Raw genomic sequence first — 14466 nt, forward strand, 5'->3', positions numbered from 1 at the left:
CGCCCTGAGGATAGCCAAGGTGGTGGCCCAACTCGGCACCAAGAGCTCGCTCGATCAGCGCCTTTTTGAACGCCATCGAGGCATCCTGAATAGCCTCGGCACTCATCGGGCCGCTGACGAACTGGTCGATCAGCTCTTTTGGAATGGATGGAAGGTCTCGCGGGGCCTCACGGGCCGGTTTCTTTTTGGTCGGCATACATGCACCTCTATCAACATGTTATGCCCGAACACAAAATTTATGACAGCCCCGCTGCTTATGGTTCCGCTCTTACAGCGGGTCACTTTTGGCAAACGCCCGGAATGCCGGCCCAGCCAAAAGTAACCAAAAGGTCTTTGCCCCACCACTCGGTGCCTCGCCTAGGCTCGGCATGCCCGCACTCCGGCTCGGCTCCGCGGGCCGCCGCGACGGGCCATCCATGGCCCGGCGCGGGTAAATCGGCATCCCTGCCGATTTACCCGCTCCACCGTGCCTACTTGCGGCCATCGTGGTTAACGGGGCGCCTAAGATCAAGATCAACAGCAGATCAAGGGCACAGCGGCCTACAGGCCGGCTTGAGTGTTAGAAGCAGAGGCAAGATCCAGAGCGAAAGCAGGGCTGCTTTTCTGTGGGAGCGGGCTTGCTCGCGAAAAACCTGAGGGCGCCGCGTTGAGTCAGGATGCCAGCGTCATCGTTAACGACCTTCGCGAGCAAGCCCGCTCCCACATTTGGACTGTACCCGCTCTTGATTTCGCTGTTGCTCCTGCTGTTGCTTCACCACACTCAAGCCGGCCGGTAGGCCGCTGTGCCCTTGATCTGCTGTTGATCTTGATCTTAGGCGCCCCGTTAAACCACGCTGGCCGAACGTAGGCAGTACGGAGCGGGTAAACCGGCAGGACGCCGGTTTAGCCGCGACGGGGCAGGGACGCCCCGTCGCGGCGGCCCGCTTCGTGCTGCCGGAGCTGAGGGCACACCGAGCCTAGGCGAGGTGCCGAGTGGTGGGGCAAGAGCGTTTTGCTTACTTTTGCGCTGTTCAAAAGTGAGCCGCTGTAAGAGCGGAACCGATATCAGCCATCACCCAAACAACGGATATGCCTCCCCAGCCTGACTTAGCCCCAACACAAATCCAGCGGATCAGTGCATTGGTCAGATCACATGCGCCCGCTGCAACTCAGTCAGCGCCAGTGCCTTGAGCCGTGCCAACAGCGGATCCCGCCGATCCCGCGGATGCACCAGCTCCACCGCCAGCTCCTGGCGAATACGGCTCGGCCGGTTATCCATCACCAATACCCGGTCACTCAGGTACAACGCCTCGTCCACATCGTGAGTCACCAGCAGCAGGGCGATCCCATGATGCTCAGCCAATTGCAGCAGCAAATCCTGCAGCTTCATGCGGGTAAACGCATCCACCGCGCTGAACGGCTCGTCCAGCAACAACACCTGCGGCCTTGAATACAACCCGCGAGCGATCGCCACCCGCTGCGCCATCCCGCCCGACAACGCCTTGGGCAACGCCCGGCCAAACCCCGTAAGCCCCACCTCATCAATCAACTGAGCGACCCAGGCCTTGTCATAGCCATCGTCATCGCTGAAGCCGATGTTTTGCTCCACCGTCAGCCAGGGCATCAAGCGCGGCTCCTGGAAGACGAATGCAACCTCACCACCGCCTTGCAGCAGTTCCCCCTGATAGTCCTTTTCCAGCCCGGCGACGATCCGCAGCAACGTGCTCTTGCCACAGCCGCTGGGCCCCAGCAAGCTCACCGCTTCCCGGGGTTGCAGGGCCAAGTGGACGTTGGTCAGTACGGTGGTCGCGCCGAAGTTCTTACGCTCGACGCGAATATCCAATAGCGCTTCACTCATGTTCAATGCTCCGGGCCTTGGCCGTTGAAGGTGTCGCGCCAGGCCAGGCAGCGTTTTTCCAGGGCAGCCAACAGGCCGTCACTGATCTTGCCCAGCAAGGCCAGCACGATGATCGCCGCCAGCACGATGTCAGGCCGTGAGGTTTCCCGACCATCGCTAAGCAGGTAACCCAGGCCCTTGGTGGCGGCGATCAACTCGGCCGCTACCAGGAACATCCACGCCAGGCTCAAGCCGCTGCGCAGGCCGGTGAACAAACCGGGCAGGGCGGCGGGCAAGAGGATGCGACGCACCAGGCGCGTACGGCTGAAGCCATACATCTGCCCGACTTCCACCAGCTTGCGGTCGATATCGCGTATCGCCGCAACGCCATTGAGGTACACCGGGAAGAACGCGCCGATGGCAATCAACACGATCTTCGAGGTCTCATCAATGCCCAGCCACAGCAGCAACAGCGGCACCCAAGCCAGGCTCGGAATCGAGCGCAGGCCGGCGAAGGTCGGTTCCAGATACGCCTCGGCCTCGCGGCTCAAGCCGACCCAGGCGGCAAACACCAACGCCAGGCTGGCACCAATGGCGAACCCCAGCAGCACCCGCAACAGGCTGGCGCTGATGTGTTTCCACAGCGCGCCTTCGGCGAGGTCGGTGAGGGTCACGGCGATCTCGCTGGGGGCCGGCATCTGGTAGGACGGCAGCCAGCCAATGCGCACCACCACCTCGAGGATCACCAGGATCAGCACCGGCAACGCCAGGCCCTTGAGCCGCCGTGGCCAGGTGCTGCGTTGCACGGTGATGCCGGGCGCCAGTGCGACGGGCAGGGTTTCGCTTTTGCTGCTCATGACGCTCCCCTTATGGACGAGGCAAAGCCTGGCCGAAGCTTGGGTCGATCAGTTGGTCGATCACCTGATCCACATTCACCCCACGGCGCACCAGTTCTTCCGACACCAGGATCGGCGCGGCGGCCTTGGACGACACCACGTCCTGCGCGGTCAGCAACGGGCTGCTCAGGTCGGTGCGCGACAGTTGCAGCTTGGCCACGTCCAGCGGCAGGCCGGACTCGTCAGCCAGCAGCTTGGCGAATTCGTCAGGGTGCTTGACCGCCCAGTTGCGGGCTTTTTCATAGGCGCCAAGTACTTTGGCGATGGTCTGTGGATGCTCCTTGGCGTACTTATCGGTCACGCTGACCACGCCGTAGCTGTTGAAGTCCTTGTTGCGGTACAGCAGGCGCGAACCGGCCTGGATTTCGCTGGCGGCCATGTGCGGGTCGAGACCGGCCCAGGCATCCACATCACCTTTCTCAAGGGCGGTACGGCCGTCCGGGTGTTGCAGGTGCACCAACTCCACGTCGTCCTTGCTCAGGCCGGCTTTTTGCAGGCTGCGCAGGGTGAACAGGTACGGGTCGGTGCCCTTGGTAGCGGCGATTTTCTTGCCCTTGAGGTCGCTGACGCTCTTGAAGGTCGAATCCTTGCGTACCACCAGTGCGGTCCACTCGGCGCGGCTGTAGACGTACACCGACTTGATCGGGCTGCCATTGGCCCGGCTCAATACCGCCGACAGGCTGGCGGACGAGGCGAAGTCGACGCCGCCGCTGTTAAGGTATTCCAGCGAGCGGTTGCTGCCCTGGCTCAACACCCAGCCGACCTTGGTGTTTGGCAGTGCTTCTTCGAGCCAGCCGAAGTGCTTGAGCACCAGGCTTACCGGTGAGTAATAGGCGTAGTCCAGATTGACTTGCGCGGGCTCGGTTTCCGCCGCATGGGCCTGGGGTTGCAGGCTGAAGGCGAGGGCGCAGGCGCCCAGCAGGGTGTTGACGAAGGGTTTCATGGAACAGCTCCGGACAAGGCGGGAAAGAGAAGGCTTTTCTTATATTCAGAAAATTCATATGGCATGTTCCATCATGCGTTATAGGAATATGCAGTCTCTGTGCCAGCGTCTTTCGTGGTGCCGGGCAACACCCCACGTAGCAGCCGTCTAGCCCAAGCGAGGCTGCGTTCGCGATGTATCAGACAGACCGCTGACGCAGCCTCGCTTAGGCTCGACAGCTGGTACGTGGGGGAGTGGTTGGGAGTGGGGAGGCGGGCACTTTGTTGAATCACTGTTGGCTGCGCAACAGCTTGCATATGTTTTTATGGAATAAATAAAGAGTTATATATTCCTTTTGTTGGTTTCACGAATAGGGCACTTTGAGTGCCTGCGCATTCGTGCGGATTGACCCAACAGACCAAAGGAAAGCCGACATGACCATTAAAGCGATCAACGTGCGCAACCAGTTCAAAGGCGTGATCAAGGAAATCCTGATCGGCGAAGTGGTGTCCGAGATCGACGTGCAAACCGCGTCGGGGATCGTGACGTCGGTGATTACCACCCGCTCGGTGCGTGACCTGGAATTGAAAGTGGGCAGTGAAGTGATTGCCTTTGTGAAGTCGACTGAAGTCTCCATCGCCAAGTTGTAAACCTGAGTCCAGTTGTGAACCCAATCCAAATGTGGGAGCGGGCTTGCTCGCGAAAGCGGTGTGACAGTCGACATTTACAGTGACTGATCCACCGCATTCGCGAGCAAGCCCGCTCCCACATTTTGTTTTGCATACAGCCGTTGGAAGGTTAGTTGAGCCGAGGGCCGCCTCCTGATGGACGCGACCCCGGCTTTTCATCCGAAGCATCCGGCAGTGCCTTGGGCGTTTCACTCGGGTCCTTGTAGTCCTTGTGCAAATCCCCATCCAGCCGGTTGCTCGACGAGCCGCCACTTTGGGGTGTCGAGTCGAAATGCTCCCACTCCGATTGCTGGAAGCGGAACAGGCTGTCATCGGTCGGCGTGTCGCGGCCGTGGTAATGGTGGATTTCGTAGTGGGCGTATTCGACTTTGTCCGCCCAGTTGTCCTGCAACAAACCGTCGCCGGCCAGGTCGCGGTACCAGTCGTTTTCCTTCTCGGAGGCCTTCTGTTTTTTGTTGTGGTCGACGAAGTAGCCGATGATTCCGCCCACCACCGCCAACACCACGCCCACCAGGAACAGCGGCCCGGTCAGCGCCGCCGCCGTGCCTGCGCCAAACAGCGCCGCCGCACCCAATACACCCGCCGACGCGCCGAACGCACCGCCCGCCACCTGCAAGCCACCTGCGGCCTGAGCCAGGGGGTCTTTGCTGTCTACGCCGCTTTTGATCGCCAGGGCGCCGAGCACAATGTCGGCAAAACCACCGGCGATATCCGTCGCCGGGCCCAGCACCTTGATCACGGAACCGGCGATCTTCGCCGATTGGGAGGCGCCAAGCTTGGCCGCGCCGGCTGCCTTGAGGCCGTCATCCAGGTGGGTGGCGAGGCCTTCGGTGGCTTCCGTCACCGCCTTGTCGCCCTCGCCAAACAGCTTGGCGACGCCGTCGTACTGGCTGTCGGGAACCGCGTCCAGCGCGGCGGCGATCTCCTTGCTGATCTTTGAGTCGATCTCGGTGGGCTTGCTGAAGTCGATGACTTTACCGGCCGCACCTTCCTTGCCCCAGATTTCCGGCAGGGTCTTGTCCAGGCCGAGGAAGTCCACCAGGCCGCCCTTGCCCAGGGCTTCGCCGATCTTGTCGCCGAGCTTGACGAAGTGGCTCGCGCCGCCGGCAAAACTCAGGAAGTCCTTGGCGATGGTCATGCGTTGGGCCGGGGTTTCGCCGAGCTTGCCGCCTTTGCCCACCAGTTGGTAAATCCCCGAGAACAGGCTGACGCCGGCGCCCATCGAGCCGAGGATGCCTTTGCTGTTGAGGGTGTTGAACACTTCGCCGAGCATGCCGCGATCGGCCACCGGGATGTACGGTTTGCTCAGGGCGGTTTTCACGTCGGCTTCGCTGATGGTGCCGCTGTTCTTGTAGACGTCGCCGAGTTCTTCCAGGGCCTTGGTCACGGCCGAGGATTTCTCCTTGCCCTCCAGGCCCTCGTTGAGGAATTTCTCCAGCACTTCCTGGCTGCGGCGCGGCAGGTCCAGCAGGTTGCCCTTGAGCACGCCCTTGAGCAGGCCGAACAGGTCCTTGGTGGCCAGTTCCTTGTTCTCGTCGGAGATCTTGCTCGGGTCTGAGAGGATCTCGTTGAGGTCGGTGGTGAGACCGTCGGCCTGGATGTTCTGCGCGGCCTTGGTGGCGGCTTCCGGGTCGAACAGCGACAGGGACGTGAGGGTGTTGCTCAGGTCTTGCTGGGCTTCGTGGCTCTTGCCCTGTTTTTGCAGGTCCTTGAGGTAGAGCACGTAGTCGGGGTTGCTGGTCAGGTCGAGGAGCTTCTGTTTGATCTCGTCCTTGTTGGGCAGGTGGCTGATGGCGTCGTCCATCTTGGCCTTGTAGTCGGCCTGCACGGTCGGGTCTTTGAACAGCTCCCCGATCTGCTCCTGCACCGCCTTGCCGTCGATGATGTCGTGCATGTCGGCGGAGGTGAGTTCGGTCTGCTTGTCATCGAACTCGCGCCAGGTGGTGTTGAACGGGCGCTTGGATTCTTCGTAGCCGGTGATGCCATGGCCGTTCTGGTAGGCGGCCTGGGCTTCCAGGGCGCGGACCAGTTTGGCCCGTGGGTCGTCCTTGGGAATCGAGCCGTCCTTGACGCCGGCGCGGTAGGTGTCGATCAGTTCGGTGGTGGCCAGCTCACTGACGCTCTGGGTCGGTGATTTGTCGTCGTCCTTGTCGGCATGCACGCCGGTGTCGAGGTTGAGCACGTCGAGCTCGTCGTTGCTCGGCAGGTTGTACTTGGCGCGGGTCTCGTCGACGGTGCCGGCGCTCCAGGCTTCCCACTTGGCAACCACTTCGTCGTAGAGCTGCGGGCTGAGTTCCTTGGAGACGATGACCTTGCCTTCGCTGGTTTCATAGCGGATCAGGCCGTCCCCCAGCTCATCGGGCGAGCCGAAGGTGATGTCGGTGTTTTTCAGGAAGTCATTCGGCCCGGCCAGCTTGTAGCCGGCGTCTTCACTGCTGTGGATCTTGCTCCAGGTGTCCTGGGCGGTGGCCACGCTCTTGAACAGTTCCGGGCTGACGTCGGCCGATACGACGACCTTGGTGCCGTCGTGGGTTTCGTAGGTCAGCACGTTGCCTTGCTGGCCTTCGATCCAGCCAAAGCCCTTGTAGTCATTCAGTTCCGGCGGCTTGGTATTGGCGTCTGCCAGGCTCGAGCCGTCGTTGAGCGCGGACTCCACGGCGGCCTTTTTGTCGGGGTTGGTGTAGACCTCATGCAGGCCCGCCAGGTAGTCGAACAGCTTGGGGTTGTCGTCGCGGGCCACGACCATTTTCTGACCATTGCTTTCAAAGCGGATCAGGCCGGGGCCGACTTCATCCTTGGGGCCGACGGTGGTGCCGGCGTAGGGCGGCCAAACTTCGTTGTCGCTGGCGCGCTTGTAGCCGGCGTCTTCGCTGCTGCCCAGGCCGGTGAAGCTTTCATAGGCTTCCTTGGCTTTCTGGAAGGCCTCGGGGTTGTCTCGCTGGCTGATGACGAACTTGTTGCCGTCCTGGGTTTCGTAGCGAATCACGCCGGGGCCGGTTTCGTCGGGTGGGCCGAGGGATTTGTAGTCGCCGAGTTTTTCCGGGGCCGTGGCGTCGCCGCCCAGGCGCTGGTAGCCGGCGGCTTCGCTGGCGTTGACGCCGGACAGTGCCTTGAAGTCGGCACTGACTTGCTTGAACAGCTCGGGGCTGTCTTTTTCGCTGACGATGACTTTCTTGCCGTCCTGGGTTTCATAACGGATCAGGCCGGGGCCGACTTCATCCGCCGGGCCAATGGCCTTGTAATCGCCCAGGCTGGCCGGTGGTGCGGCGTCCTTGGCGGCCAGTTCATAGCCTTGTTCCTTGCTGGCAGCGAGCCCTTGCGCGGTTTTGTCGCCGGCCTCCACCTTCTTGTTATTGGCGCTGTTCTTGAGCAGCACATGGAACGCCGCGCCGGACTTGGGCGGTGTAAGGGGGAGGGCTTTGGGGTCGGGCGAGCGGTTGAGCGGCTGGGTCGTCATGCCATGGAACTCCTGCTGTTACCGGTGGGGCGGATCGGCAAAAACAGTAACAGCAGGGGTTCGGCGGTCGTTGCGAAAAGTTGTGAATTGCGCCTTAACGGTGACGCAGGCTGCGTTCCATGCGGGCAATGCCTTCTTCCAGCATGGCCCGCGGGCAGCCGAAGTTCAGGCGCACGAACTGTTGGCTGTCATCGCCGAATTCCAGGCCGGCGCTGAGGCCGACTTTCGCCTGGTCGAGGAAGAACTGTTGCGGGTCGTCCAGGCCCAGGGCGCTGCAATCCAGCCAGGCCAGATAAGTGCCTTGGGGCGCATGCATCACCACGCCAGGCAGGCGGGTTTGCACGGCATTGAGCAGGTAATCGCGGTTGGCTTGCAGGTAGGCCACCAGCGCTTGCAGCCAGTCGCCGCAGTCGCTGTAGGCTGCGCGGGTGGCTTCCAGGCCCAGCGGGCTGACACTGTCGACCATGCCGCAGCGGGCGCTATTGAAGCGCTCGCGGATCTCGGGGTTCTGGATCACCGCAAAGCAGGTCTTCAGCCCGGCCACGTTGTACGCCTTGCTCGCCGACATCAGGGTGATGGTGCGCTGGGCGATTTCCGGGCTGAGGCTGGCGGTTGGGATATGCCGACGGCCGTCAAAACACAGCTCGGCGTGGATTTCATCGGAGACGATCAACGCGCCCTGGTCCAGGCAGGCGGTGGCCACCGCCAGCAGTTCTTCGCGGGGGAAGACCTTGCCCATCGGGTTGTGCGGGTTGCTCAACAGCAGCGCGCCGGCACCTTTGAGTGCCTCACGCATCGCGGGCAACGGCGTGAGGTACTCGCCCTCGGCGCTCAACTCAAACGGCACTTCGATCTTCGGCAGGTTCCAGTGGCCAGGGGCCAGGCGAATCGGGCGGTAGTTGGGGGTTTGCAACACCACCGGTTGCCCAGGCTGCACAAACGCGTGCAACGCCATGTTGAAACCAGGCTCGACACCCGGCAAAAACAGCAGCTCATTCGGCTGTACGCGCCAGGCGTACTTGGCCCACAAATCGGCGACGATCGCCTCACGCACGCCATCGCAGGCCACGCTGTAGCCGAGGATCTGCTGACCCAGGCGCTCGTGCAACGCCTGAAGCACGGCCGGTGGCGCGGCGATGTCCATGTCGGCAATCCACATCGGCAGGACGTCTTGCGGGTAACGACTCCACTTGGTGCTGCCGGTGCCGAGGCGGGAGTGGATCGTGTCGAAATCAAAGCTCATGGGTGGCTCGTGTCAGGGAGGCGGGCGTGGAAATGGCGCTGATTCTAGCGCCATTAATTTTACGCGCCAGAGCTGATTGCCGCTTGGGCTCCCGCTTGCCGGTAAAAAGCCCCGGACAACTGCTGTTGGGCCTGTTCCAGGCTGCGTTGCACGGCGGCTTCGCCACGGACCATGGCGCCCAGATAGGCGAACTCCACCGTGCGGATGCCCACGGTGCCGAGGATCGCCTGCAGGTAGGGCGTGAGGAAGTCGGGTTCGCGGTTTTTTCGCGAACTTCCGGAACTGACCAGCACAAAGGTTGGCCGGTCCTGGAGCAAGGCGACTTTTTCAAACTGCGGGCTGACGGTGAAACTGCGGTGGATACGCACCACATGATCGATCCAGCACTTAAGCGCTGCCGGCACCGTGAAGTTGTGCACCGGGGTGCAGATAATCAGCAGGTCACAAGCCTCAAGCTCGACGATCAGTTGCTCGGACAGCGCCGTTGCCGCGCCACTGAGCCCGCCAGGCGTGGTCAGTGCGTTGGCGTATTCCCGGGTCAGCGGTGGCAGGGCCTGGCCGCCGTAGTCGCGCTCGACCACTTTGGCCTCGGGCGCCTGTTCACGGAGCAGGGCGCGGGCCAGGCGGAAGGTCTGGGCCGCCTTGCCGTGGGGGCTGAAACTCAGCAGCAGGGCGCGGGTCATTGGCTCAGATCCTGAGAAAAGTGCATCCCCAGCGGCAGCAGGCCCTGGCGGAAATAGAAGCGCTGGGCCAAGGCCATGTGCATGCCGGTGTCCAGCACCAGGTAGCGATAACCCAGGCGGCGGGTGTGCTGGCGTACCTGATCCAGCAGCCGTTCGCCCAGGCGTCGGCGTTGCAGGGAAGCGTCTACTACCAGGTCATCGACGTAGATAAAGCGGTCATACAGCAGGTTTTCCGTCAGGCGGTAACCGGCCAGGCCCAGCACCTGGCCGTTTTCCCGGGCGGCCAGCAGGCGGTAGCCGTTTTCCCGCTGGCGCTGGATCTGCTGGACGAAGGCGTGCGGGTCTTCGAGCTTTGGCCGCAGCTGCTGCATGACGGCAAAGCAGGCCAGGCAGTCGGCGTCGCTTTCGATGTGCACAAACTCAACAGAGTCATTCATGGTTGCCGTGCTCCATGTGCGCTTTTACGGCGGCAGGGACTTTGCGAAAGCTGATGGCGACGCGGTTCAGGGCGTTCATCAGGGCGATAGCCAGGGTCAGGTCGGCAATTTCCTTGTCATCGAAGACGGCCTTGGCCTCGGCATAGTGTTCGTCCGGCACCTCGGTTTGTGCGACCTGGGTGACCGACTCGGCCCAAGCTAACGCGCCACATTCACGCGGGGTGAACAACGGCAAGGCTTCGCGCCATGCGGCCAGCAGCATCAGCTTTTCCAGGCTCACGCCCTGTTTGAGCAGGTCGCGGGAATGGGAGTCCAGGCAGTAGGCGCAACCGTTGAGTTGGGAAACCCGCAGGTACACCAGGTCAATCAACTCCTTCTCCAGGCCGCAGCCGTGGATGTAGCTGTGCACCGAACCAAGTGCCTTGTAGCCGGCGGGCGCTGCCTGGGCGTAGTCGAGACGGTGTTGCATGCTGTGTTCCTTGCTGTGGTGAAGTGATGTCGTCAGTTTGGCGGCCTGGTCGCCGGCTCAATAGGGCCAAGAATGGACAAGCGGGTTGGGACAAGATCAGACTCCAGCGCTGATTCACTGTGAGCCGGATAACGATGTCGTCACTGCCCAAATACCAGGAGATTTACCGGCGCTTTCGCCAGGCCATTGATCAGGGCCAACTGCGTCCTGGCGAACGGGTGCCGTCGGTGCGCAGCCTGGCCCAGGAGCTGAAGGTGGCCCGGGGCACCGTGGAGACCGCCTACCAGTTGCTGGTCAGCGAGGGGTTCTTCCTGGCGCGCGGGCAAGCGGGAACGGTGGTGGCCGATGCGCTGCCGCAGCGGTCAATCAAGTCGCTGGCGGTCGAATCGCAGACCTTGGCGCCGACCTCTGCGCCGCGCCTGTTGCAACTGGGCTTGCCGGCACTCGATAGCTTTCCGCGCAAGTTATGGGCGCGCCTGGTCACCCGGCAGGTCCGGCGTGTCGACGTCAACAGCCTGGCCATGGGTGACGTGCGCGGTGCCCGGTCGCTGCGTGTGGCGATTGCTCAATACCTGGCGTTGTACCGTGGCGTGGCGTGCTCGCCGGAGCAGGTGTTCGTGTGTGCCGGTTACTCGGCGTGCCTCGCGCTGGTGTGTGATGCGTTGCAGATGGCAGGCCAGCATTGCTGGTTCGAAGACCCGGGCTATTTGCATGCGCGGCAGTTGTTGCTCCACTTGGGGGTGAAGTTAATGCCGGTGCCGGTCGACCGTGACGGGCTCGATGTCGAGGAGGGCGTACGGCGTGCTCCAAAGGCGCGGCTGGCGATTGTCACGCCGGCTCACCAAAGCCCGCTGGGTGTCGCCCTCAGTGCCACCCGGCGCCGTAGCCTGCTCGACTGGGCGCAGGTCCATGGCGGCTGGGTGGTGGAAGACGACTACGACAGTGAGTTTCGTTACAAGGGCCAGCCCTTGGCGGCGCTCAAAAGCCAGGACACGGCGGACCGGGTGATTTACTCGGGCAGCTTCAGCAAGATGCTGTTCCCGGGGTTGCGGCTGGGCTATCTGGTGGTGCCGCACGCGTTGCTGCTGGCATTTGAGGCCAGCGCCCGCGTCCTGCAAAATCGCAGTGCCGAGTTGCTGCAAGCCACCACCGCCGACTTTCTCGACCAGGGCCATTTCACCCGGCACCTGAAAAAAATGCGCCAGCTCTACACCCAGCGGCGCGGCTTTCTGGTGGATGCGCTGAACAGTCTTTGCGGGGCGTTTTTGCAGGTCGATGAGCAGTCTGGCGGGATCAATTTGCTGGCGCGGTTGCGGGTGGAGGTCTCTGATCAGGTGGTTGCGTCCCAGGCCGCCGTCGCGGGGCTGGGGATTCAGGCACTGTCTGGCTGGAGCATCGAAACGGGTCGCCAGCAAGGGCTGTTGATGGGTTTCACCAACCTGGCGACACGCCAGCAGGCGGTGGAGGCGGCGTTGCTGTTGCGGGAGGTCATCAGGGGGGCTTTATGAAGGCGGGTTGAACATCTTCATTCGCCACATCCGCTCCGAGCTTCTACCCTGAAGGCATAGCCCTCAGGACGCCAAGCGCTCATGTACAAAGACCTGAAGTTCCCGGTTCTGATCGTACACCGCGACATCAAGGCCGACACCGTTGCCGGCGACCGCGTCCGGGGCATTGCCCGGGAGCTGGAACAGGAGGGCTTCAGTATCTTTTCGGCGGTGGACTACGCCGAGGGGCGCCTGGTGGCTTCGACCCATCACGGCTTGGCCTGCATGCTGATTGCTGCAGAGGGTGCCGGGGAAAATACTCACCTGATGCAAAACATGGTGGAGCTGATCCGGCTGGCGCGGGTGCGGGCGCCGAACCTGCCGATCTTTGCCCTCGGTGAGCAAGTCACCCTGGAAAACGCCCCGGCCGACGCCATGAGTGAACTCAACCAATTGCGGGGCATTCTTTACCTGTTTGAAGACACCGTGCCGTTTCTTGCGCGGCAAGTCGCACGGGCCGCGCGGGCTTACCTGGATGGCCTGTTGCCGCCATTCTTCAAGGCCCTGGTGCAGCACACGGCGGATTCGAATTATTCCTGGCACACCCCCGGCCATGGCGGTGGCGTGGCCTATCGCAAGAGCCCGGTGGGGCAGGCGTTTCATCAGTTCTTCGGGGAAAATACCCTGCGTTCGGACTTGTCGGTGTCGGTGCCGGAATTGGGCTCGCTGCTGGACCACACCGGCCCGCTGGCCGAAGCCGAGGCCCGGGCGGCGCGCAACTTCGGCGCGGATCACACCTACTTCGTGATCAATGGCACGTCCACGGCCAACAAGATTGTCTGGCACTCGATGGTCGGCCGGGATGACCTGGTGCTGGTGGACCGCAACTGCCACAAGTCGGTACTGCATTCGATCATCATGACCGGCGCCATTCCGCTGTACCTGTGCCCGGAGCGCAATGAACTGGGGATCATCGGGCCGATTCCCCTGAGCGAGTTCAGCCCCGAGTCGATCCGCGCCAAGATCGAGGCCAGCCCACTGACCCGAGGGCGACCGGCCAAGGTCAAGCTGGCAGTGGTGACTAATTCCACCTACGACGGCCTTTGCTACAACGCCGAGCTGATCAAGCTGCAACTGGGCAACAGTGTCGAGGTGCTGCACTTTGACGAAGCCTGGTACGCCTACGCGGCGTTTCATGAGTTCTTCGCCGGGCGCTATGGCATGGGCACGTCGCGCACGGTCGACAGCCCGCTGGTGTTCACCACGCACTCCACACACAAGCTGCTGGCGGCGTTCAGCCAGGCGTCGATGATCCATGTGCAGGATGGTGGGGCGCGCAAGCTCGACCGCGACCGCTTCAACGAAGCGTTCATGATGCACATTTCCACCTCGCCGCAGTACAGCATCATCGCCTCCCTGGATGTGGCGTCGGCAATGATGGAAGGGCCGGCGGGGCGGTCGTTGCTGCAAGAGATGTTTGACGAGGCCCTGAGCTTTCGTCGCGCCCTGGCCAACCTGCGCCAGCATATTGCCGCCGAAGACTGGTGGTTCTCCATCTGGCAGCCGCCGCTGGTGGCGGGCATTGACCGGGTGGTGACGGCGGACTGGCTGCTGCAACCCCAGGCCGACTGGCATGGCTTTGGCGATATCGCCGAAGACTATGTGCTGCTGGACCCGATAAAGGTCACCCTGGTGATGCCCGGCCTGAACGCCGGCGGCGCCTTGAGCGAGTGCGGAATCCCCGCCGCAGTGGTCAGTAAATTCCTCTGGGAGCGTGGGCTGGTGGTGGAAAAGACCGGGCTGTATTCGTTCCTCGTGCTGTTTTCCATGGGCATCACCAAAGGCAAGTGGAGTACCCTGCTCACCGAATTGCTGGAATTCAAGCGCAGTTATGACGCCAACGTGAGCCTTGCTGTCTGTTTGCCATCGGTGTTTCAGCAGGGCCCGGTGCGGTATCAAGGGCTGGGGTTAAAGGACTTGTGTGACCAGTTGCACAGCTGCTACCGCAGCAATGCCACGGCCAAGCACCTGAAGCGGATGTACACGGTCTTGCCGGAAATCGCCATGAAACCGGCCGACGCCTACGACCTGCTGGTCAAGGGCGAAGTCGAGGCGGTGTCCATCGACGCTTTGCCAGGACGCGTTGCAGCGGTCATGCTGGTGCCTTACCCACCGGGCATTCCGTTGATCATGCCGGGTGAGCGGTTCACCGAGTCGACTCGCTCGATCATTGATTACCTGGCGTTTGCCAGGACGTTCGACAGTAGTTTCCCCGGCTTTGTCGCCGATGTTCATGGACTGCAACACGAAGATGACGGCAATGGTCGCTGTTACACCGTCGATTGCATCAAGGGTTAAGAATGTTTA

The 14466-nt window shown here is 62.2% G+C and carries 11 protein-coding genes and 1 pseudogene; 3 read left to right on the forward strand and 9 right to left on the reverse strand.

Annotated features, from left to right (window positions below; all coding sequences use genetic code 11):
* From AU074_RS02595 to AU074_RS02610, 4 genes and pseudogenes are all read right to left on the reverse strand, one after another.
* Nucleotides 1-196, reverse strand: a pseudogene (locus tag AU074_RS02595) (IS256 family transposase); the annotation flags it as partial.
* 927 nt (nucleotides 197-1123) lie between these two features.
* Nucleotides 1124-1837: an ABC transporter ATP-binding protein gene (locus AU074_RS02600; protein ID WP_076013364.1), complete on the reverse strand. Its 714-nt coding sequence runs from the start codon at nucleotides 1835-1837 to the stop codon at nucleotides 1124-1126.
* Between the two features lie 2 nt (nucleotides 1838-1839).
* Nucleotides 1840-2673 (reverse strand): ABC transporter permease, encoded by an 834-nt coding sequence (locus tag AU074_RS02605; protein ID WP_076013365.1) that lies wholly within the window; start codon nucleotides 2671-2673, stop codon nucleotides 1840-1842.
* A 10-nt stretch (nucleotides 2674-2683) separates the two neighbouring features.
* Nucleotides 2684-3655 carry an aliphatic sulfonate ABC transporter substrate-binding protein gene (locus tag AU074_RS02610; RefSeq protein ID WP_076013366.1) on the reverse strand — a complete coding sequence of 324 codons (972 nt, stop codon included), beginning with the start codon at nucleotides 3653-3655 and terminating at the stop codon, nucleotides 2684-2686.
* 413 nt (nucleotides 3656-4068) lie between these two features.
* Between AU074_RS02610 and AU074_RS02615 the strand changes: the two genes are divergently transcribed.
* Entirely contained in the window at nucleotides 4069-4284 is a 216-nt protein-coding gene (locus tag AU074_RS02615; RefSeq protein WP_003217010.1) for a molybdopterin-binding protein, read from the forward strand.
* 148 nt (nucleotides 4285-4432) lie between these two features.
* On the opposite strand, the gene AU074_RS02620 is transcribed toward AU074_RS02615, so the two are convergent.
* The 5 genes from AU074_RS02620 to AU074_RS02640 all read right to left on the reverse strand — a co-directional run bounded on the left by AU074_RS02620 (nucleotide 4433) and on the right by AU074_RS02640 (nucleotide 10612).
* The gene (locus AU074_RS02620; RefSeq protein ID WP_076013367.1) at nucleotides 4433-7780 is read right to left on the reverse strand and encodes a hypothetical protein; all 3348 of its coding nucleotides are present in this window, start codon (nucleotides 7778-7780) and stop codon (nucleotides 4433-4435) included.
* Nucleotides 7781-7874: 94 nt separating this feature from the next.
* Nucleotides 7875-9023 carry a MalY/PatB family protein gene (locus AU074_RS02625; protein WP_076013368.1) on the reverse strand — a complete coding sequence of 383 codons (1149 nt, stop codon included), beginning with the start codon at nucleotides 9021-9023 and terminating at the stop codon, nucleotides 7875-7877.
* 59 nt (nucleotides 9024-9082) lie between these two features.
* Nucleotides 9083-9706 (reverse strand): FMN-dependent NADH-azoreductase, encoded by a 624-nt coding sequence (locus AU074_RS02630; RefSeq protein WP_076013369.1) that lies wholly within the window; start codon nucleotides 9704-9706, stop codon nucleotides 9083-9085.
* The gene (locus AU074_RS02635; RefSeq protein ID WP_076013370.1) at nucleotides 9703-10143 is read right to left on the reverse strand and encodes a GNAT family N-acetyltransferase; all 441 of its coding nucleotides are present in this window, start codon (nucleotides 10141-10143) and stop codon (nucleotides 9703-9705) included. Before AU074_RS02635 ends, AU074_RS02630 begins: the two co-directional genes overlap by 4 nt.
* Complete coding sequence (locus AU074_RS02640) at nucleotides 10136-10612, reverse strand: carboxymuconolactone decarboxylase family protein (RefSeq protein WP_076013371.1); 477 nt, start codon at nucleotides 10610-10612, stop codon at nucleotides 10136-10138. Before AU074_RS02640 ends, AU074_RS02635 begins: the two co-directional genes overlap by 8 nt.
* Before the next feature lie 134 nt (nucleotides 10613-10746).
* Here AU074_RS02640 and AU074_RS02645 point away from each other — a divergent pair, with 134 nt between their 5' ends.
* Complete coding sequence (locus tag AU074_RS02645; protein WP_076013372.1) at nucleotides 10747-12120, forward strand: PLP-dependent aminotransferase family protein; 1374 nt, start codon at nucleotides 10747-10749, stop codon at nucleotides 12118-12120.
* Between the two features lie 81 nt (nucleotides 12121-12201).
* Nucleotides 12202-14457, forward strand: a complete 2256-nt coding sequence (locus AU074_RS02650; RefSeq protein WP_076013373.1) for an arginine/lysine/ornithine decarboxylase — start codon at nucleotides 12202-12204, stop codon at nucleotides 14455-14457.
* Nucleotides 14458-14466 lie beyond the last annotated feature (9 nt).

It is taken from the genome of Pseudomonas sp. ATCC PTA-122608 (assembly GCF_001952855.1).
Lineage (GTDB): Bacteria > Pseudomonadota > Gammaproteobacteria > Pseudomonadales > Pseudomonadaceae > Aquipseudomonas.

Excerpts from the sequence above, each read along its gene's own strand:
- AU074_RS02600 (WP_076013364.1), bottom strand. The coding sequence starts at position 1,837 with ATGAGTGAAGCGCTATTGGATATTCGCGTCGAGCGTAAGAACTTCGGC.
- AU074_RS02605 (WP_076013365.1), bottom strand. The coding sequence starts at position 2,673 with ATGAGCAGCAAAAGCGAAACCCTGCCCGTCGCACTGGCGCCCGGCATC.
- AU074_RS02610 (WP_076013366.1), bottom strand. The coding sequence starts at position 3,655 with ATGAAACCCTTCGTCAACACCCTGCTGGGCGCCTGCGCCCTCGCCTTC.
- AU074_RS02615 (WP_003217010.1), top strand. The coding sequence starts at position 4,069 with ATGACCATTAAAGCGATCAACGTGCGCAACCAGTTCAAAGGCGTGATC.
- AU074_RS02620 (WP_076013367.1), bottom strand. The coding sequence starts at position 7,780 with ATGACGACCCAGCCGCTCAACCGCTCGCCCGACCCCAAAGCCCTCCCC.
- AU074_RS02625 (WP_076013368.1), bottom strand. The coding sequence starts at position 9,023 with ATGAGCTTTGATTTCGACACGATCCACTCCCGCCTCGGCACCGGCAGC.
- AU074_RS02630 (WP_076013369.1), bottom strand. The coding sequence starts at position 9,706 with ATGACCCGCGCCCTGCTGCTGAGTTTCAGCCCCCACGGCAAGGCGGCC.
- AU074_RS02635 (WP_076013370.1), bottom strand. The coding sequence starts at position 10,143 with ATGAATGACTCTGTTGAGTTTGTGCACATCGAAAGCGACGCCGACTGC.
- AU074_RS02640 (WP_076013371.1), bottom strand. The coding sequence starts at position 10,612 with ATGCAACACCGTCTCGACTACGCCCAGGCAGCGCCCGCCGGCTACAAG.
- AU074_RS02645 (WP_076013372.1), top strand. The coding sequence starts at position 10,747 with ATGTCGTCACTGCCCAAATACCAGGAGATTTACCGGCGCTTTCGCCAG.
- AU074_RS02650 (WP_076013373.1), top strand. The coding sequence starts at position 12,202 with ATGTACAAAGACCTGAAGTTCCCGGTTCTGATCGTACACCGCGACATC.